Raw genomic sequence first — 19,269 nt, forward strand, 5'->3', positions numbered from 1 at the left:
GGCAACGGAATGGCAGGTCAGCCAGCCGCGCGCAGCTCCACGATGGAGAACGAGCCGGCTGGATGGACGGCCACAGCGTGCAGCCCGACGGATGCCGCGAGAGCGGTCAGATCCGCGGCGGTCCGCTCCCGACCACCGCAGGCCGTCAGCATGCGCAGGTCCATTCCGGTGTGGGTGGCCTCCCCGCCGGGCCCGGTCTGCTCGACAACCAGCACCGCGCCGGTCTGCCCGGCGGCCTCCGCGCACCGGCGCAGGATCTCCCGCGCAGGGTCGTCGGCCCAGTTGTGCAGCACGAACGACAGCACGTACCCGCCGGCGCCGGCCGGCAGCGGGTCGAAGAAGCTGCCGGCCACCACGTCCAGGCGCTCCCCCAGGTCCGACTCCGCGACCGACTTGCGGGCGGCCTCGCAGTTGTCCGGCATCTCGAGCACCGTGCCACGCAGCGTCGGGTAGGCGTTGAGCAGCCCGATCAGCAGCGCGCCGTTGCCGCCGCCGACGTCGACGACCCAGCCCAGCGGACCCCAGTCCATGCCTTCGACGATCTCCGGCGACCGTGACTCCAGGTCGCTGGTGAGCCGGTTGAAGTTCGCGGCCCGTTCCGGGTCGGCGGCCCAGTCCTCCCAGAAGGAACGGCCGAACTGGACCGGAAAGCCGGCCTCTCCCGTCCGCACGCTGTGCAGCAACTGCACGAAGGACAGTTCGGCCCGGCCGACGGAACCCTCGATGTCCAGCCGGGCGCGGGCCTTCGACGGGTGGTCCTCCCGCAGCACCGCGCCGAGCGGGGTCAGTGAGTACCGCCCGCCGCTCTCCCGGGTCAGCAGGCCCCGGACGGCCAGGTACCGCATGACCCGTTCCAGCGCGTCGGCGTTCACCCCCTCGGCCCCCGCGATCGCCTCGGCGGTGTCGGCCCCGGCGTCGATGTGGTCGGCCAGGCGCAGCGTCGCCGCCGTCCGGATCGCCATCGGCGTACCGAGCCCCGCCATGGACCAGATCCTGGCGCTCATCTCGTCCCGTGCCACCGTGCCCCCTCGTGGGTCGTGAGAATCTGATCGTCGCCCGCTCACGCTCGCATTCCTTGCGTAGCAGCGGCATCTCCTGAATTGCCGTTCCGCTTCCATTGCCTTGTCGTGCCACCGAACCGGCTGGCACGCTCCATGAATATCCGCACCGCCACGCCGAGGAGCTGATTGCCGATGCCGAGCGCAGAATCCACGACGGAGACGCCGGAGGCGCAACCGTCCGGGCTACGGCCATTTACCGGTGCCGAATATCTGGAAAGCCTGCGCGACGGTCGGGAGATCTGGCTGTACGGCGAGCGAATCAAGGACGTCACCGAGCATCCGGCCTTTCGCAACAATGCCCGGACCATCGCGAACATGTACGACGCGCTCTGGGAGTCGCCGGACCGCGACGTGCTGACCGTCCCGACCGACACCGGCAACGGTGGCTTCACCCATCCGTTCTTCCGCGCCCCGGTCGACGCGGCCGACCTGCGCCGCTCGCGCGACGCCATCGCGGCGTGGCAGCGACGGTGCTACGGCTGGCTCGGCCGCTCGCCCGACTACAAGGCGTCGTTCCTCGCCACCCTGGGAGCCAAGGCCGACTTCTACGCCCCGTTCGGTGACAACGCCCGGCGCTGGTACAAGGAGTGCCAGGAGCGCGTGCTGCACGTCAACCACGCGCTCGTGCACCCACCGGTGGACCGCCACCTGCGCCCCGAGCAGGTCGCCGACGTGTACGTGCACGTGGACCGGGAGACCGACGCGGGCCTCGTGGTGAGCGGGGCGAAGGTGGTGGCAACCGGGTCCGCGCTGACCAACTACAACTTCATCGCCCACCACGGGCTCCGGATCAAGGAGAAGCAGTTCGGTGTCGTGTTCATGGCGCCGATGAACGTCCCCGGGGTGAAGCTTCTCTGCCGCACCTCCTACGAGATGACCGCGGCCCGCACCGCCAGCCCGTTCGACTACCCCCTGTCGAGCCGGATGGACGAGAACGACGCGGTCATCGTGTTCGACCAGGCCCTGATCCCGTGGGAGAACGTCTTCGTCTACGGCGACCTGGAGAAGGCGAACACGTTCTTCCACGACTCCGGCTTCATGCCGCGGTTCTCCCTGCACGGCGCCACCCGGCTGGCGGTCAAGTTCGACTTCATCTGCGGCCTGCTGATGAAGGCCGTGGAGATCAACGGCACCGACGAGTTCCGGCAGGTACAGGGCAACATCGGCGAGCTGATGGTCTGGCGGCATCTGATGTGGGCGCTGTCCGACGCCATGATCGAGCGGTGCCGGCCGTGGGCCGACGGCTACGTGCAGCCCAACGAGGAGTACGCGCTGACGTACCGGACCCTCGCACCGATGGCGTACGGCAAGATGCGCGAGATCGTCCAACACACTGCGGGCAGTGGGCTGATCTACCTGAACTCGGGTGTCGCCGACTTCCACAACCCGGAGATCCGCCCTTATCTGGACCGGTACCTGCGCGGCTCGCACGGCACCGACGCTGAGCAGCGGGTGAAGGTGATGAAGCTGCTCTGGGACGCGGTGGGCACGGAGTTCGGCGGGCGTCAGGAGCTGTACGAGCGCAACCACGCCGGCAACCCGGACGACAACCGGGCCCAGGTGCTGCGCCGCGGCACCCAGGCCGGCGTCACCGACGACATGATCGCTCTGGTCGAGCAGTGCCTGTCCGAGTACGACCTGAACGGCTGGACGGCGCCGCACCTGGCGACGTAGTAGGCGGCGGCGATCGCCGCGGACCCCCGAGCTGGCGTGGGCGCTCGTCGAGCGTCCACGCCTCATTCTGCCCGCGACCGGCGTCCACGCCTCAGTCTGTTCGAGACCGGCGCGTCGGCGCGCACGCCAGGAGGCCCGCGCGTCGACGCGCACGCCAGGGCCCGGCGCCTCCCACTGAGGCACCGGGCCCGCGGCATGTCTCAGGAACAGCCGCCCTTGTCCGCCTTGAGCATCCCGAGCGTGGTCCGTCCGTCCGGAGCCGGGGAGCCGGCCTCCGCGGACCGCGACGCCGAGGCGGCCTCGAACTCCGCCTCGCTCAGGCCCTCGGCACTCCCCCGCGCGTTGTCGTGGACCTCCTCGGCGGTCATCCCCATGAAGTGCACGACGATCTCGTGGTTGGTCGACGTGACCGCCGACTCCGAGCCAGTGCGGTAGTACAGGTCGACAGTGAAGTCCACCGGCGACAGGTCCGGCTCCTCGCCGCGCCGGATGGCCGCGACGATGGCCGGCACGTCGTAGCGGAGCCGCACCCCGCTGCGCAGGTAGTACTCCTCATCGCGGACCAGCACCACCGGCAGGTCCTCACCGACCGGATGGTCGGCAGGGCGGTAGACCGGCTGGGTGAGCAGGTCGTACCGGAACACCTCGTCCAGCACCGGCGCCGCCTCGGCGGGCACCAGCGGCCGAATCGCCTCGTCCCACCAGCGGTGCAGCATCCGCTCCGCGTCCGGATCGGTGTAGAGGTAGGTGATCGCCGCCCCGAACGCGCCGGTTCCGCCGACAGCGGTCGCGGCGTACCCGCGCAGTGGCGCGGCCGCCGGATCGTCAGTGGTGCTGATCCAGGTGTCCAGGTGGCGCAGCACCTGGGACTGGGTGATGCCGGCGAGGTGCCGCAGCGCCGGCCAGATCCAGCGCAGGACCGCGTTCTCCGCCACCACCCGAGCCATGAAGAGGAAGCGCTGCATCTGCTGGTTCTCGGCGAAGGTCATGGTGTTGTGCGCGAGCACGTACTCGAAGTCGTCGTTGTCACCGCGGACGGCCTTGATGCCGTACTGCTCCTTCTTCTCCATGTAGTCGGTGTTGGGCAACAGCAGGATCGGGTACACCGCGATCCGCGACACCCGCCGTGACAGACGGTCGTAGCCTTCCATGAAGGACTGCACCGTCTCGCCCGGCGCGCCCCAGATCAGCTCGGCGTAACAGTCGAGCCCCTCCTCGTCCAGCCAGGCGGCGAGGTCCTCCCATTCGTTGACCTTCATGTTGCGCCGGTTCATGGTGTCCAGTGCGGTGTCGCTGAGCGTCTGCAGCGCGAGCGTGAAGGAGCTCCGCATGCCGGCTTCCTTCATCATCTTGACGATGCGGAAGAACGTCTTCGACTTGTTCTTCGCCCAGGACGTCTCCAGCGCGCGCGGGAAACCGAGCCGGTCCCGAGTCTCGATGAGCGTCTCGACGAACTCCACGTCACCGGGCAGGAGCCCGAAGTTGGCGTCGCAGGCGACCACGGTGTGCACCTTGAGCCGGCCGAACATCTCGAGCTCCGCGCGCATCCGCTCCGGCGAGAACGCCCGGACCTTCTGCCCGACGGCGCCGCCCCAGTAGCAGAACGCGCACTTGTACGGGCAGCCCCGGTTGGTCTCCATCAGCGCCACGTCGTACCGGAAATTGCCGTCGGCGTCGGTCATCTCCAGCGCCCCGGTCAGGAAGGGCGACGGTATGATCTCGAGGTCCTCGATCCGGTCCCGGGCGACGTTGTGGCAGGTGGCGCCGTCGGTTTCGCGGAACGACACACCCGCCACCGCGTGCAGCGCGTGCTTGTCCACGCCGTCCAGATAGCAGTTGAGCAGATCGCGGAACGTCAGCTCGCCCTCCCCGTTGACCACGACGTCGACCTCGGGGAACATCCGGAACACCCGATCGGCCTGCTCGGCCACGTGGGTGCCGCCGAAGACGACCCAGCCGTCCGGGTTGAGCTGTTTGAACGTCGCGGCCAGTGATCCGAAGGACCGGTAGTTCCAGCCCAGCACGCTGAACGCGAGAACGTCCGGCGGCTCGTCGCTGAACAGGGCGTTGGCCATGGTGGCGTTGGTGGTGCCGCCGCGGAAGTTGTGGATGCTGATGTCGCAGGCGTCGCGGATCCGGTCGTCGGCCAGGGCCGTCGACTTCAGGTAGCCCGACGCCAGCGGCATCGACTCCAGCGGCATCTCCCAGACACCCTGTTGCACCAGGAACACCTTGGTGGTGGCGTTCGCATTGCCGTCCGGGCTCGTCATGTCGGTCCTCCGTTTGCTGATCGGATCGGGTCGGCCGGGACTCAGGTCGTCCCGGCTGTCCGGCAAGGACCGCCACCTCTTCCGTCACACCGTCGTCAGGGCAGTACGCAACCGGCCCCACACCCGTCAGTCGATGGGCGTGGGGCCGCTTCGCGACCGGCTGTGTCAGCGGTCTGCGGGCAAGACCTGGACGAACCGCCCGGTCAGGCGGGCTCGATGGACATCGCGTGTTGGAAGGTGTTCAGCGGGTCGTACTTCTTCTTGATCCGCTGAAGCTTCGGGTAGCTGTCCTTGTAGTAGAGGTCGTGCCAGGGCACCCCGGACGTGTTCCACGCCGGGTCCTTGGTGTCCTTGCTGGGGTAGTTGATGTAGCAGCCGTCGTACTGGTCGTTCGGGACCGGCACCCCGCCGGTGGCGGCGTGCACGTCCCGGTAGAGACGGCGGGTCCACTCCACAGCCTCCGCGTCCGCGTTCGGATCGGCCCAGGTGGAGTCGATCCAGAAGCGCAGAATGGAGTCCCGCTGGGGCACCGCGGTGGCGTCCGACGCAACCGCGTTGACCTGCCCGCCGTAGGCACCGAGGTAGACCAGGCAGGAGTTCTTGGCGTCGGGGTCCGTCAGTGCCCCGTAGACGATGTCGATCTGGTGGTCGGTGAGCGGCTTGCGCAGGTTGCTGCCCGCCGACTTCGTCCGGGCGCCGAGCGAACGGGGGTACTCGAACAACGCGTTGGCGAGCCAGAGCTCCTCGTTCATCTCGACGTAGCCCTGCACTGACACGCCCTCGGAGACAGCGGCGATGTAGTCCTCAACCATCCGGCGGGCATTGGGCGCCGTGGCGTCCATCCGGCACTCCAGGTAGAGCGCGTAGTCCCTCTTCATGTTGAGGTGCAGGGCGCTGTGCATGACGACGTACGGCGAGTCTGGCCCGCTGTTCGCCGCGTGCCAGGCACCGTGGTTCTGCACCAGCCGCTTGAAGTCCGCCTGGCTCAGCGACTCCCATGGCCAGGTCACCCAGGTCATCAGGAGCCGGGCCGGCGGCCGCGGCAGCGCCTTGGTCGGGTTGTTTCCGGTGGCCCGCGGGTCGCGGAACCAGTACCGGGTGACGACGCCGAAGTTGCCGCCGCCACCACCTGTGTGCGCCCACCACAGGTCGCGGTTCGGGTCGTCGGGGCGGCGCGTGGCGACGACGATGCGGGCCTTGCCCTTGGCGTCGACGGTCACCACCTCGACCGCGTACAGGTGATCGGAGATGAGACCGTACCGCCGGGACAGCGGCCCGTATCCCCCGCCGGCGGTGTGTCCGCCGATGCCCACCGGTGGGCACACCCCACCGGGGATGGTCACGCCCCAACCCAGGTAGAGCGCTTTGTACGCCTGCGCGAGCGTGCTGCCCGCGCCGACCGAGAAGGCGTTCATCTTGGAGTCCCAGGAAACCTGGTGCATCGGGGACACGTCGATGAGCATGTCGAAGCGCGGGTCGGCGACCAACGCCTCGAGGCAGTGCCCGCCGCTGCGGACGGTGAACTTGCGGCCCTCCTTGACCGCCCGCTGCACCGCCTCCTGAACCTGGCCGGCCGAGTAGGCCAGCACGATCGAATCCGGGGAGAAGACGAAACGCGCGTTGAACCCGCGCGTCAGCAGTTCGGGGTAACGCGGGTCGTCCGGACGCACCACCACATTCGGCAAGGCCGCCCCACCGCTGTGACCGACGGCCTGCGCAGCGCCGGGCTGCAGGACCAAGCCGGTGACAGCAGCGCCGGAGACAGCAGCGGCCGAGCCGAGGAACTGCCGGCGCGATGCAACCATGTGAGCACCTACCCATCGGAATAAGTCGACTGATCCGGCTCAGTCTGCTTGCTCTGGCCACGCGCGATCTTCTTCCAGATTGCGGTGCCGCCCGGCGCCCGGACCGAACATCGACAGGCGACGCTGCCTGCGATGGCACCACTGTGCCGCAGCGGCGACATCCCGGGCATCTCGCAAGTTGCGCTCAGCGGACGGACGAGCCGGCTGCGCAACGTGTGAGATGCCGTCCCGGGCGGTGCTCCGCGATGGTGATCAGGTGATTCCCATGCTGTACGTGCGGTTGCGGGTCGCTCTCGTTCTGGGGCGACGCCGATGAACCACGTGCCGGTCCCCGTTCGCCTGGGCGTGCTCGGCTGCGCGGACATCGCGTGGCGCAAGCTGCTGCCCGCGGCTGCGGCGGAACCGGGTCTGCGTACCGTCGCGATCGCCGGACGTGACCCGGCACGCACCGACCGTTTCGCGGCCCGGTTCGGCTGCGCCGCGGTGAACCGGTACGAGGAGCTACTCGAGCGTTCCGACGTGGAAGCGGTCTACCTGCCGCTGCCGATCGGGCTGAGGCACCGGTGGGCGGGCGCGGCGTTGGCCGCCGGCAAGCATGTGCTGGCCGAGAAGCCGATGGTGGGCACCGAGAAGCAGACAGCGGATCTGGTTGCCCAGGCGGCCGAGCGCGGCCTCACCCTGATGGAGAACTCCGCGTTCCTCCTGCACGGCCAGCACGCCGCGGTGCGCCGCGCGTACGCGGCCGGCGAGATCGGGGAGCTACGCGCCTTCAGCAGCGTGTTCGGGATTCCGCCGCTGCACAACGGTGACATCCGGTACCGCCCGGACCTGGGCGGCGGGGCGCTGCTCGACGTCGGCTTCTACCCTCTGCGCGCGGCACGTCACTTCGTCGGCCCGAACCTGCGGGTGGTGGGCGCGGACCTGCGCACCGGACCGTCCGGCGTGGACGTGGCGGGCACCGTGCTGCTGAGCGGGCCGAACCAGGTCGCGGTGCAGGTCGGGTTCGGCTTCGAGCACTTCTACCGCAGCGGGTACGAGCTGTGGGGCAGCACCGGTGAGCTGCGGTTGGAGCGCGCGTTCACGCCGCCGCCGGAACACCGCCCGGTGCTCGGGTTGCGGCAGCAGGACCGCCGCGAGTCGCGGACGCTGGCCGCCGAGGACCAGTTCGCCGCGCTGGTCCGCACCTTCGTGGCGGCGGTGTGCGGCGAGCACGACCTGTCCGGGCACCACGCCGAGATGCTGGGGCACGCGCGGCTGGTCGACACCATCCGCCGGGCGGCCGGCCTGGGCGAGCCGTGACCGGCCGCGCCCTGGTGGTCGGCACGGGTCTGCTGGGCCGGCACGTCCGTGACCGGCTGACCTCGGCCGGCTGGGACGTGGTCGTGGCCGGGCGCCGGCCCGAGGTCGCGACCGGGTCGCTGACCGAGGCGATCCGCGCGGCGCGGCCCGGCGTGGTGGTCAACGCCGCCGGTGAGATCTGGCGGCCGGAGCCCGACCGGCTCACCGCCGCCAACGTCGAACTCGCCGGACTCGTGGTGCGGGCCGTGGCCGAGGCCGGTGCCGACGCCCGGCTGGTGCATCTCGGTTCGTCGCTGGAGTACGCGCCGCAGCCACCGCCGACAGCCCTGACCGAGGACTCCCCGGCCGCACCGCGCAGCGCGTACGGACGGTCGAAGCTGGCCGGCACCGAACTGGTACGCCGCCTCGCTGAACGGCACGGCGTCGAGGCGGTGGTGCTGCGGCTGTTCAACGTCATCGGGGCCGGCATGTCACCGGTCAGCGTGCTGGGCCGGACGGTGAACCGGCTGGTGGCGGCGCACCGGGCCGGTACGACAGCACACCTGGAGCTGACGGACCTGGCGCAGTACCGCGACTACGTGGACGCACGCGACGCCGCCGACGCCGTCCTGGCTGCCGGCACGGCACGGCAGATCGCTCCCGGGCTGTTCAACATCGGGTCGGGTGTCACCCGGACCGCAGAGGAACTGGTCCGGGCGCTCGCCGAGGTCAGCGGTGTCCCCTACCGACTGGAGCTGCGGCCGGCGCCGACGACCGGCGCGCGCTCCGCCGACGGCGACTGGCAGCGGGCCGACACCCGCCGGGCGTACACGGTGCTCGGCTGGTCGGCGCGCCGGAAGCTGCCCGAGACGCTGCTCGGGATCTGGCAGGCCGCCCGGTCCCACCCGTTCCCCGGCCATCCCGCGCAGGAGGCGAGCACACCATGACCCCGGACCTCAAGGCAATGATCCTGGACCTGGTCCGGGCCTATCACAACGAACGCACACCGGACGACCAGGAGTTCGTTCCGGGCGTCACGCCGGTGCTGTCGTCCGGCGCGGTGCTCGAAGCCGAAGACCGGCTGGCGCTGGTCGAGGCGGCGATGGACATGCGGATCGCCGCGGGGTTCCACGCGCTGCGGTTCGAGCGCTCCTTCGCGCGGTACTTCGGCCTCCGCAAGGCCCACCTTGTCAACTCGGGATCGTCGGCCAACCTGCTGGCCCTGTCCGCGCTACGCGCGTCGGAGCTGGGAGACCGGCGTCTGCGGCCCGGCGACGAGGTCATCACGGTGGCCGCGGGCTTTCCCACCACCGTGAACCCGATCGTGCAGAACGGTCTGATACCGGTGTTCGTCGACGTGGAACTCGGCACGTACAACACCACAGCGGAGCGGGTGGCCGCAGCGATCGGGCCACGCACCCGCGCCGTCATGATCGCCCACGCGCTCGGCAACCCGTTCGAGGCGGCCGAGATCGCCGACCTGGCCGAGCGGCACGGGCTGTGGTTCATCGAGGACAACTGCGACGCGGTCGGCTCGCTGTACCGCGGGCGGCTCACCGGCACGTTCGGCCACCTCAGCACTGTCAGTTTCTATCCGGCCCACCACATCACCACGGGCGAGGGCGGCTGCGTGCTCACCGACAGCGTGGAACTGGCCCACCTCGTGGAGTCCTTCCGGGACTGGGGGCGCGACTGCTGGTGCGAGCCCGGGGAGGACAACCGCTGCAAGAAGCGGTTCGACTGGCAGCTCGGCACACTGCCGGCCGGTTACGACCACAAGTACACGTTCTCGCAGGTCGGCTACAACCTGAAGGCGACCGACCTGCAGGCGGCGCTCGGGCTGAGCCAGCTGGAGCGGATCCAGGCGTTCGGTGAGGCCCGGCGCAAGAACTGGCAGCGGCTGCGCGAGGAGCTCGACGGAGTGCCGGGACTGCTGCTGCCGCGTCCCACACCGGGCTCGGATCCGAGCTGGTTCGGGTTCGCGCTCACCGTCACGCCTGACGCACCGTTCGGCCGCGGTGAGCTGCAGCAACACCTGGAGGAGCGGCAGATCCGTACCCGGCTGCTGTTCAGCGGCAACCTGACCCGGCACCCGGCCTACCGGGATGTCGAGTTCCGGGTCGCCGGTGACCTGTCCAACAGCGACGCGGTGGTGCACGGCACCTTCTGGATCGGCGTCTATCCCGGCATCACCGACGACATGATCCTCCACGTCGGGCGGACCATCCGGGAATTCGTCGCCGGACGCCACTGAACGAGCGTCCACACTTCCTGCAAGGAAAGGAATTTCCACGGTGAAGGCTCTGGTCCTGTCGGGCGGTTCCGGCACGCGATTCCGCCCGCTCAGTCATTCCATGCCGAAACAACTGCTCCCCGTGGCCAATCGACCGGTACTGGAACTGGTGCTGGAAACCGTCAGCGGCCTCGGCGTCACCGAGATCGGGGTGGTGGTCGGTCGGTGGGGGCCCGACATCAGGACGGCGCTGGGCGACGGCCGGCGTTTCGGCGTACCGATCACGTACCTGCACCAGGACCAGCCGCGCGGGCTCGCGGACTGCGTCCGGCTGGCACGTTCCTTCCTCGGCGACGACGACTTTGTCATGTACCTGGGCGACAACGTGCTGCCCGACGGTGTCGCCGACATCGCCGCCGACTTCCGCGTGCACCGCCCGGCCGCCCAGATCGTGGTGCACAAGGTCAGCGACCCGCAGGAGTTCGGCGTCGCCGAGCTCGACCCGCACGGCACGGTGCTGCGGGTGGTGGAGAAGCCGGCCCGGCCGCGCAGCGATCTGGCGATGATCGGCGTCTACTTCTTCACGGCGGCGGTACACGAGGCGGTGGCCGCCATCGACGCGAGCACCCGCGGGGAGCTGGAGATCACCGACGCGGTCCAGTGGCTCCTCGCCTCCGGCGCGGACGTACGCGCCAGCGTCTACGACGGCTACTGGAAGGACACCGGGCAGGTCGACGACCTGCTCGACTGCAATCGCCGGATGCTGGCCGACCTGACGCCCGGCATCGCCGGCGACGTCGACCCGGCCAGCATCCTGACCGGGCAGGTCGTCGTCGAGCCCGGCGCCCGGGTGGTGCGCTCCCGCATCGACGGCCCGGCCGTCATCGGGGCGGGAACCCTCGTGGAGGACAGCATGGTGGGGCCGTTCACCGCCGTCGGCCCGGACTGCGTCCTGCGTCGGTGCAACGTGGCCGACTCGGTGGTGCTCGCTGGTGCCACCATCTCGGCGGTGCCGCCACTGGCCCGGTCGCTGATCGGGCGCGCCGCGACGGTCAGTGCGGGCGACGGCCTCGCGCACCGGCTGGTGATCGGTGACGACACCCGGATCGAGCTGGCCGCATGAGCGCGCCGGGGGCGGCGCTCCGGCTGCGCCCGCGTGAGGACGACGGGCTGGCGCAACGCCTGGCTCGCTCGGCGGCCGAGACCGAGGCCGGCGCGGCCATCCGTACGACGGACGTGCCGGGCTGGCTGGCGGAGCGGGCACGCGCCCAGCGGTTCCGGGTGACGCCGATCCCGTTCCAGGAGTTGGACGGTTGGGGGTTCGCTCCGGGCACCGGCAACCTGGTGCACCACAGCGGCCGTTTCTTCACTGTGGAGGGCCTGCACGTACGCACCGGTGGGTCGCCGCACCTGGAGTGGTGGCAGCCGATCATCAACCAGCCCGAGGTGGGCATCCTGGGCATCGTCGCCACCGAGTTCGACGGCGTTCTGCACTTCCTCCTGCAGGCCAAGGCCGAGCCCGGCAACCCGACACCGGTGCAGCTCTCGCCGACGGTTCAGGCCACCCGCAGCAACTACACCGGGGCGCACCGGGGGGCGCCGGTGCGCCACCTGGAGCTCTTCACCGATCCGCACCGCGGCCGGCCGCTCACCGACGTGCTGCAGTCGGAGCACGGGTCCTGGTTCCACCACAAGACGAACCGGAACATGATCGTCGAGACTGGCGCCCCGGTCGACGCCGGCGCGGACTTCTGCTGGCTCACCCTCGGCCAGATCGGCCGTCTGATGCAGGTCGACAACCTGATCAACATGGACACCCGTACGGTACTGGCCTGCGCGCCGGTGGCCTTCGGCGATGCGGTGGCCCGGCACGACGACACCGAGGTGCGTTCCTGGTTCACCGCGGAACGCACACGCCACGACCTCCACGGCCGGCTGGTGCCGCTGCGCGGGCTGCCCGGCTGGGCCATCGGCGACCGGACCATCGAACACGTCCCGCCGCGCTACTTCCGGGTGATGGCGGTCTCGGTCGAAGCCGACAACCGCGAGGTGCGCGGCTGGACCCAGCCACTCTTCGAACCGCTGGAACGAGGGTTGATCGCGTTCCTGACCCGCCGGTTCGGCGGCGTGCCGCATCTGCTCACGCACGCCCGGGTGGAGGCCGGCTTCCACAACACGGTGGAGCTCGGGCCGACCGTACAGTGCACACCCGGGCACCACGGCTCGGGCACCGGGCCGGCATTCCTGGACCTGATCAGGTCGGCGACGCCCGGCCAGATCCGATACGACGTGGTGCACGCCGAAGAGGGCGGGCGTTTCTACCACGCGGAGAACCGCTGCGTCGTCCTGGAGACCGACGCGGCGCCCGCCGATCCGCCGCCGGGATACCGCTGGCTGACACCGGGCCAGCTGACCGCGCTGCTCCGGCACGGGCACTATGTCAACGTCCAGGCCAGGACATTGCTGTCCGCCATCACCACCGGCGCGGTCGTCCTCTGACGCACACCACGGCCGGCCGGGATCACCCGGCCGGCCGCGGCGGTTGTCGATCAGCGCACCAGACGCACGAACTCCCGGACGTCGTCGACCAGGGGGCCGGGCTGCTCCAGGGCGGCGAAGTGACCGCCCTGGTCAAACTCGGTCCACCGGGCGATGGTGGGGATGTGCGCCTCGGCGAATCGGCGTACCGGCAGGAAGATGTCCTTCGGGAACACGGCCACACCGACCGGCACGGTGATCGGAGGGGGCGCCGCCCCGGCGGCCGCCGCCTTCACCGCGGCCGCGCCCTCGTAGTAGAACTGCGCCGAGGGCCCGGCGGTGGCGGTGAACCAGTACAGCGACACCAGCGTCAGGATGTCGTCGCGCGACACCGCGTCCTCCGGCACCTTCTCGCTGTCGGTCCACTCCCGGAACTTCTCCACGATCCAGGCGAGCTGCCCGACCGGTGAGTCGGTGAGCGCGTACGCCAGCGTCTGGGGGCGGGTCTGCTGGATCTTCATGTAACCGGACAGGTGCTCGTCGAACTCGCGCAGCCGGCCCAGCCGCGCCATGTCCCGCTCGCTCAGGCCGTCCAGGTCGGCCGGGTCGCCGGACGGGAAGGTCATCAGCATGTTCACGTGTACCCCCGCGCAGTGCGCCGGGTCGATGACGCCGAGCGCCTGCGAGATCACCGATCCGGCGTCACCGCCCTGCGCCACGTACCTGTCGTAGCCGAGCCGGCGCATCAGCTCCGACCACGCGGAGGCGATCCGCACCACGTCCCAGCCGGTGTCCGGCAGGCTGGAGAAGCCGTACCCGGGCAGCGACGGGATCACCACGTGGCACGCGTCGGCCGGGTCGCCACCGTGTGCGCGCGGGTCGGTGAGCGGGCCGACGATCTCGGTGAACTCCGCGAACGAGCCGGGCCAGCCGTGGGTGAGGATCAGCGGCACCGCGTCCGGTTCCGGGCTGCGCACGTGCACAAAGTGGATCATCGCGCCGTCGATCTCGGTCCGGAACTGGGGCATCTGGTTGAGCCGAGCCTCCGCGGCCCGCCAGTCGAAGGTGGTGGCCCAGTAGTCGGTGAGCTCCTGCAGGTAGCCCAGCGGCACGCCGCGTTCCCAGCCGACGCTGGCGAGTTCGCCGGGCCACCGGGTGGCCGCCAGTCGGCGACGCAGGTCGTCGACGTCGGGTTGTGGGATGTCGATCCGGAACTCTTCCATCGCGCAATTCCCTTCGGTTGGCTGAAGCACGCGCTTATCGGATCTGTGCGGGAAAAGACTTCAAACCGTTCACGAAGTTCGACTCCAACCGGATCTCCGGTCCGGTACGCACCAGCGACGGCAGGTGCGGGAGGATCGCCCGGAGCAGGGCGGTCAACTCGTGCCGGGCCAGGTGGGCGCCCAGGCAGAAATGAGGCCCGATGCCGAACGCCAGGTGCGGATTGGGACTGCGGCCGAGGTCGAGCCGGTCCGGCTCGGTGAAGACGGCCGGGTCGCGGTTCGCCGAGGTGTAGTAGAGGACCACCTTGTCGTCGGCCGCGATGGCCTGCCCGGCCAGCTCGGTGTCGCGAGTGGCGGTACGTCGGAACTGCATGATCGGCGTGACATGGCGGATCAGCTCGTCGACCGCCGCGGCGATGGGCACCGTGCCAGCCACCAGTCGGTCGCGCTGCTCGTGGTCGTCGACCAGGGCCGACAGCGAGCCGGCGATGAGGTGTCGGGTGGTCTCGTTACCGGCCACCACCAGCAGCAGCCAGAACATGCAGAATTCGCGGTCGGACAGCCGCCGGCCGTCCACCTCGGCGACGGCGAGCCGACTGATCAGGTCGGGCTGCGGGTGCGCGCGGCGCTCGGCCGCCAGCTCCAGCGCGTAGGTGAACGCCTCGGCGAACGTCCGCCGGTACGCGTCCACGTCCCCGCCGCCGAACTCGGGATCGTCGAAGCCGACCAGATGGTTGCTCCACCCGTACAGCAGGTGGCGATCGGCGCGCGGGACACCGAGCAGGTCGCAGAGCACCAGCAACGGCAACTCGGCCGCCAGGTCGGTGACCACGTCCAGCTCGCCGGTGCGCACGACGCGCCGGACCAGCTCGGTGGCGTGTGCCGCGACCCCGTCGGCGAGACCGCCGACCGCACGGGGCGTGAAGACCGAGGTCACCAGGCGGCGGATCTGGACGTGCTGCGGTGCGTCCATGCTGATCAGCAGCTGCCGGGTCTGCCGCAGGTCCGCCGGTGTCCGTGGGTCGACGAGGAAGGCGCCGGCCCGCCCGGACGAGAAGTCGCCGGTGCGCCGCGACGCCTCCTGCACCGCCGCGTGCGTGGTGACCGCCCAGTACCCGCGGCCCCGCTCGGTGATCCGGCCGCTCGCGCTGTGCCGGGTCAGTAGCGGCTCGTCGACCCAGGCCACCGGTTCGTCGCGCCGCCGACGGGCGAACTCGGCGTGCGGCACCCCGTGCGCGTAGGTGGCCGGATGGGCGATGTCCGGCCGGGTGGCGCCCGACACGCCGGTCACGGCACCGGCTCCGCCGACGACGTCCGCTCCAGCACCGCATCCGGGTCGTCCGGGGCGGGTGGCGCGATGGCGCGGCGCAGCGCGTCCTTCCGCAACTTGCCCGAGGTGTCCCGGGGCAGGGCGGCCACCACGTGGTACGCCCGAGGCGTCTTGAAACCCGCGAGCGAGCGGCGGCAGTGCGGATCGAGCAGCGCGAACAGGTCGGCCGGCTCGGGCAGAGCCAGCTCGATCACCGCGGCCACGTGCTCCCCGAACTCGTGGTCGGGCACGCCGATGACGGCGGCGTCCCGTACCGCCGGATGGGCCAGCAGCACCGCCTCGACCTCCGTGGGATAGACGTTCACGCCCCCGGTGACGATCAGGTCCTGGGCACGGCCGTCGAGGTACAGGAAGCCGGCCTCGTCCAGGTGTCCCAGTTCGCCGTAGGTGAACTTGTCCGGGGCCAGGTGCACGGCCCGGGTCTTCTCGGGCGCCTTGTGGTACTGGAACGTGCGCCCGGTGAGGCGCCGGACGAACACCCGCCCGGACACACCGGCGGGCACCGGGGCACCCTCCTCGTCGACCACCACGAGTTCGTACGGCGGCACGGCGCGGCCCACGCTGCCCGGTCGGCGCAGCCAGTCGTGTGAGTTGATCAGGCTCACGACGCCGCCCTCGGTGGCGCCGTAGTACTCCAGGAACACCGGCCCCCACCACTCGATCATGGCCCGTTTGACGTCCGGCGGGCACGGCCCACCGCCGTGCCAGACCCGCCGTAGCGATGCGCCGGAGAAGCCGCGGCGGACGTGCTCCGGCAGCCGGAGCAACCGCACCAGCTGGGTCGGCACCAGATGCGCCGCGGAAATCTGCTCCGCGTCGATGACCGCGAGCGTGGCCTCCGGGTCGAACCGCTCCTGGATGTGCAGCGTGCAGCCGCGCAGCAGGGCGAGCAGCGCGAGGAACAGCTGCGACGAGTGGTACCAGGGCCCGTCGAGCAGGAACCGCTCGTTCGCCGGGACGTCGAGGACCACGCGGGCGTACTCCAGCAGTTTGGCCACCCGGGTGAACGGCGCTCCGACCACGAACATGCCGTTGAGCACGCCCTTGGGTGCGCCGGTGGTCCCGGACGTGTAGAGCATGGTGGAGCCGCAGGACTGCTCGGCCGGTTCGGCCGGATCCGCGGCGGCGAGCAGAGGCTCCACCGCCCGGAAGCCGGGCACGTCACGGTCGCCGAGCACCAGTCGCGTCGGGACCTCCCCGGGCGCGCGGGCGGCGGCCCGGCCGCTCACCTGCGCGTAGGGCTCCTCGACGATCAGCCCCCGACACTCCGAGTCGGTGATGAGGTAGGCGATCTCCGGCTCGGTCAGGTGCCAGTTGACCGGCACCACGGTGATCCCGCGGTGCAGGCAGGCGAGCAGGATCTCGAACGTCTCCCGGCGATTGCCGAGCACGCAGGCCACCTGGTCGCCGCGGCCCAGCCCTTCGGCGGCCAGGACGCCCATCCAGCGATGCACCCGCGAACCGAGCTCCGGCCAGCTGGAACGGCCGCGCTTGTCGACCAGGGCCGTGCGGTGTCCGTTCGCGGCGATGAGGTCGTTGATCAACGTCGGCATGGGCGCGTCTACTCCTCGATCAGGTCGGGTTGGGCGCGGATGATGTCGTCGTACAGCGGGGAGAAGTTGAGCCGGCCCATGCCCGGCGTGCCCATCAGGGCCGCCGTGGCCCGCGCGGCGTCCGGGCGGATCGGTACCGGCCGGCCGGCCGCCTCGGCGAGCAGTTGCACCTGGCAGCTGCGATCCATGGTGATGAACCACCACGCCGCCTCCTGCACGCTCCCGCCGACGGTGAGCAGGCCGTGATTGCGCAGGATCACCGCCTTGGCGTCGCCGAGCCGGTCGGCGATGTGCTTCGCCTCCTGCGACTCCAGGACCACGCCCTCGAAGCCGTCATAGACCGAGTGGTCCTCGTAGAAGGCGCAGGCGTCCTGGGTGAGCGGGTCGAGCGGTCGACCGAGGGTGGACCAGGCCCGCCCGTACGTGGAGTGCGTGTGCGCGGCCGCCACCACGTCCGGCCGGGCGGCGTGCACGTGCGAGTGGATCGCGTACCCGGCCGGGTTCACGCTGCCCTTGCCCGCGACCACAGTGCCGGACTCGTCGACCAGCAGGAGGTCGGCGACCCGCACGTGTCCGAAGTGCATGCCGAACGGGTTGATCCAGAAGTGGTCCGGCTCGATCGGGTCACGGGCGGTGACGTGTCCGCCGGCGCCGTGGTCGAAGCCGAAGCGGGCGAACAGCCGCAGTGTCGCGGCGAGCCGCTGCTTGCGGTAGCGCCGTTCGGCGAGCGGTTCGCGGCGCGTGGTCATCCGCATCCGCCCGGGGTGTCGAGGTCGTACGGCGGGGTCAGCCGGGCCGGCTCGGTGACCACCGGCCGGTCGTCCCCCGCCTGCCACATCTCCAGGAAGGCGTCGACCCGTTCCAGTCCCCAGAACCGGTGGCGCCCCAGCTTCAGGTAGGGGATGCCGAAGATGTCGTCGAGGTACGCGCGGTACAGGCAGTCCACGCCCTCCTCCCGGATGCTCGCCGACTCGGCGGCCAGCACCGCCGTCTCCGGAGCGAACCCGGCCTCCTTCGCCGCACGGCGCACCGTGTCGGGCTGGCAGATGTCCTCACCCCGTCCCCAGCGGGCCTGCGCCAGCGCGTCGTAGAACGCCTCGGCCAGGCCCTCGCGTCGCGCGGCCAGCCAGGCCAGATGCGGCAGTTCCCACCACGGGTCCCGGTCGATCGGCCAGGCCATGGTCAGGTTCTGGCGCTGGGCCAGGCGTTTGGTGTCGAGCAGCATGTACAGGTGCTTGGCCCGGCTCATCTGCACGTAGTGGAACTCGCCGCCGCGCGCCGCCAGTGCCGCCGTCGACCGCTCGTCCGGGTCCCAGTAGGGCTGCAGGTCCATCCTGGTGAACAGATCCGGTACGGCCTCGCGCAACCGCCGCACCGCGAGCCAGCTGTACGGGCTGCGGAACGAGAAGTACAGCCGCGGCCGGGCGCTCACCGTCGGTCTCCCCGCAGCGCCGCGACCACCTCGTCATCGAGCTCGGCCATGCCGCCCGCGCCGGGTCCGGCGGCGATGGCGTAGCCGTGCAGGATCCGCGCCTGCGCGACCTGCACCAGGCGGTCGCCGCGTTGGACGTGGCACCGCATCCGTCCGTCGAACAGCACGCCGCGCAGGATGTCGGTGACGGTGAAGACGGTGTGCACTGTCTCCTCCATCCGCGCGGCCTCGACGAGCTGCAGGTGGCTGCGCGACACCACCGGGATCCACGACCGCTCGGTCAGCAGGCGGCCGACGGAGATGCCGCGGTCGGCGAGGAAGCGGTCCACCACCTCCTCCAGAGCGCGCACGAACCCGGAGTGCTGGACCCGGTCGGAGTAGTGGCAGTAGAAGTACGGCGCCCGCCAGGACCACAGGTGTGCGCCCGGCTCCGCGCCCAGCACGTCCTCGGCGGTCTCACCGGGTGCCAGCGACCGGTGGTCCGGGTGCCTCACCGTCGTCGCCGCGGCCAGCTCGGGGACCTCCAGGGCGTCGAGCCCGCCGGGCGCGCGACGGTAGGTCTCGGCGGTGCGCTCGCGGACGAGCGCGACCCGCACCCGGCCCCGCAGCGCGGTCACCTCCTGTCCGTCCCGGGTCGAGACGAGCCGGACGCTCAGCAGGTTGTCCCTGGCCGAGGTGACCTCGGCCCGCACCTCGTCGTCCAGTTCGAGCACGGAGGGCAGTTGCACGGAGCTCTCCACGATCTCCAGGCCGAGACCGTGCCGCAGGTACAGCTCACCGGCGCCGGCGCCCTGGTCGCGGAGCCAGCGCAGCACGCCCTGCTCGACCAGGTAGAGGAAGTGCTTGAAACCGATCCAGGTACGGATGTTGGCGCCCTCATACCCCGGTTCGGTGTGCACCACTGTGGGTCTTGGTGTGATCGTCACGGTCAT

The 19,269-nt window shown here is 70.6% G+C and carries 15 protein-coding genes; 6 read left to right on the forward strand and 9 right to left on the reverse strand.

Features of this window, described 5'->3' with window-relative positions; all coding sequences use genetic code 11:
* Window positions 1-17: 17 nt before the first annotated feature.
* Window positions 18-1,019: a methyltransferase gene (locus ACGF3C_RS22680; protein ID WP_357222132.1), complete on the reverse strand. Its 1,002-nt coding sequence runs from the start codon at window positions 1,017-1,019 to the stop codon at window positions 18-20.
* A 174-nt stretch (window positions 1,020-1,193) separates the two neighbouring features.
* Between ACGF3C_RS22680 and ACGF3C_RS22685 the strand changes: the two genes are divergently transcribed.
* On the forward strand, window positions 1,194-2,735 hold the full coding sequence (locus tag ACGF3C_RS22685) for a 4-hydroxyphenylacetate 3-hydroxylase N-terminal domain-containing protein (RefSeq protein WP_357206434.1): 1,542 nt from the start codon (window positions 1,194-1,196) through the stop codon (window positions 2,733-2,735).
* A gap of 200 nt (window positions 2,736-2,935) precedes the next feature.
* Here the strand turns inward: ACGF3C_RS22685 and ACGF3C_RS22690 are convergent, their stop codons facing one another.
* Both ACGF3C_RS22690 and ACGF3C_RS22695 read right to left on the reverse strand, forming a co-directional pair.
* A complete protein-coding gene (locus ACGF3C_RS22690; protein ID WP_393224908.1) occupies window positions 2,936-5,005 on the reverse strand; it encodes a KedN5 family methylcobalamin-dependent radical SAM C-methyltransferase in 2,070 nt (689 codons plus the stop codon).
* 203 nt (window positions 5,006-5,208) lie between these two features.
* Window positions 5,209-6,810, reverse strand: coding sequence for an FAD-binding oxidoreductase (locus ACGF3C_RS22695; RefSeq protein WP_357222136.1), 1,602 nt, complete (start codon window positions 6,808-6,810; stop codon window positions 5,209-5,211).
* Window positions 6,811-7,122: 312 nt separating this feature from the next.
* Between ACGF3C_RS22695 and ACGF3C_RS22700 the strand changes: the two genes are divergently transcribed.
* From ACGF3C_RS22700 to ACGF3C_RS22720, 5 genes are read left to right on the forward strand one after another with little or no spacing between them, the layout of a single operon-like run.
* The gene (locus tag ACGF3C_RS22700; RefSeq protein WP_393224911.1) at window positions 7,123-8,109 is read left to right on the forward strand and encodes a Gfo/Idh/MocA family protein; all 987 of its coding nucleotides are present in this window, start codon (window positions 7,123-7,125) and stop codon (window positions 8,107-8,109) included.
* Complete coding sequence (locus ACGF3C_RS22705; RefSeq protein ID WP_393224914.1) at window positions 8,106-9,035, forward strand: NAD-dependent epimerase/dehydratase family protein; 930 nt, start codon at window positions 8,106-8,108, stop codon at window positions 9,033-9,035. The genes ACGF3C_RS22700 and ACGF3C_RS22705 overlap by 4 nt, the downstream gene beginning before the upstream one ends.
* Entirely contained in the window at window positions 9,032-10,342 is a 1,311-nt protein-coding gene (gene rfbH, locus ACGF3C_RS22710; protein WP_357225025.1) for a lipopolysaccharide biosynthesis protein RfbH, read from the forward strand. The genes ACGF3C_RS22705 and rfbH overlap by 4 nt, the downstream gene beginning before the upstream one ends.
* Before the next feature lie 40 nt (window positions 10,343-10,382).
* Entirely contained in the window at window positions 10,383-11,444 is a 1,062-nt protein-coding gene (locus tag ACGF3C_RS22715; protein WP_357225021.1) for a glucose-1-phosphate thymidylyltransferase, read from the forward strand.
* A complete protein-coding gene (locus ACGF3C_RS22720; RefSeq protein WP_357225017.1) occupies window positions 11,441-12,820 on the forward strand; it encodes an NDP-hexose 2,3-dehydratase family protein in 1,380 nt (459 codons plus the stop codon). Before ACGF3C_RS22715 ends, ACGF3C_RS22720 begins: the two co-directional genes overlap by 4 nt.
* A 50-nt stretch (window positions 12,821-12,870) precedes the next feature.
* Here ACGF3C_RS22720 and ACGF3C_RS22725 read toward each other — a convergent pair whose 3' ends face one another.
* The 6 genes from ACGF3C_RS22725 to ACGF3C_RS22750 are packed head-to-tail and all read right to left on the reverse strand — an operon-like array spanning window position 12,871 to window position 19,269.
* Window positions 12,871-14,022, reverse strand: coding sequence for an epoxide hydrolase family protein (locus ACGF3C_RS22725; protein ID WP_357225013.1), 1,152 nt, complete (start codon window positions 14,020-14,022; stop codon window positions 12,871-12,873).
* A gap of 34 nt (window positions 14,023-14,056) precedes the next feature.
* Window positions 14,057-15,313, reverse strand: a complete 1,257-nt coding sequence (locus ACGF3C_RS22730) for a cytochrome P450 (protein ID WP_357225009.1) — start codon at window positions 15,311-15,313, stop codon at window positions 14,057-14,059.
* Complete coding sequence (locus ACGF3C_RS22735; protein WP_393224920.1) at window positions 15,310-16,905, reverse strand: AMP-binding protein; 1,596 nt, start codon at window positions 16,903-16,905, stop codon at window positions 15,310-15,312. The genes ACGF3C_RS22730 and ACGF3C_RS22735 overlap by 4 nt, the downstream gene beginning before the upstream one ends.
* Before the next feature lie 8 nt (window positions 16,906-16,913).
* A complete protein-coding gene (locus ACGF3C_RS22740; protein WP_357194112.1) occupies window positions 16,914-17,654 on the reverse strand; it encodes a class II aldolase/adducin family protein in 741 nt (246 codons plus the stop codon).
* Window positions 17,651-18,337: a DsbA family protein gene (locus ACGF3C_RS22745; RefSeq protein WP_357225001.1), complete on the reverse strand. Its 687-nt coding sequence runs from the start codon at window positions 18,335-18,337 to the stop codon at window positions 17,651-17,653. The genes ACGF3C_RS22740 and ACGF3C_RS22745 overlap by 4 nt, the downstream gene beginning before the upstream one ends.
* A complete protein-coding gene (locus ACGF3C_RS22750; RefSeq protein ID WP_357224996.1) occupies window positions 18,334-19,269 on the reverse strand; it encodes a thioesterase in 936 nt (311 codons plus the stop codon). The genes ACGF3C_RS22745 and ACGF3C_RS22750 overlap by 4 nt, the downstream gene beginning before the upstream one ends.

The organism is Micromonospora sp. NPDC047762, assembly GCF_043204655.1.
Lineage (GTDB): Bacteria > Actinomycetota > Actinomycetes > Mycobacteriales > Micromonosporaceae > Micromonospora.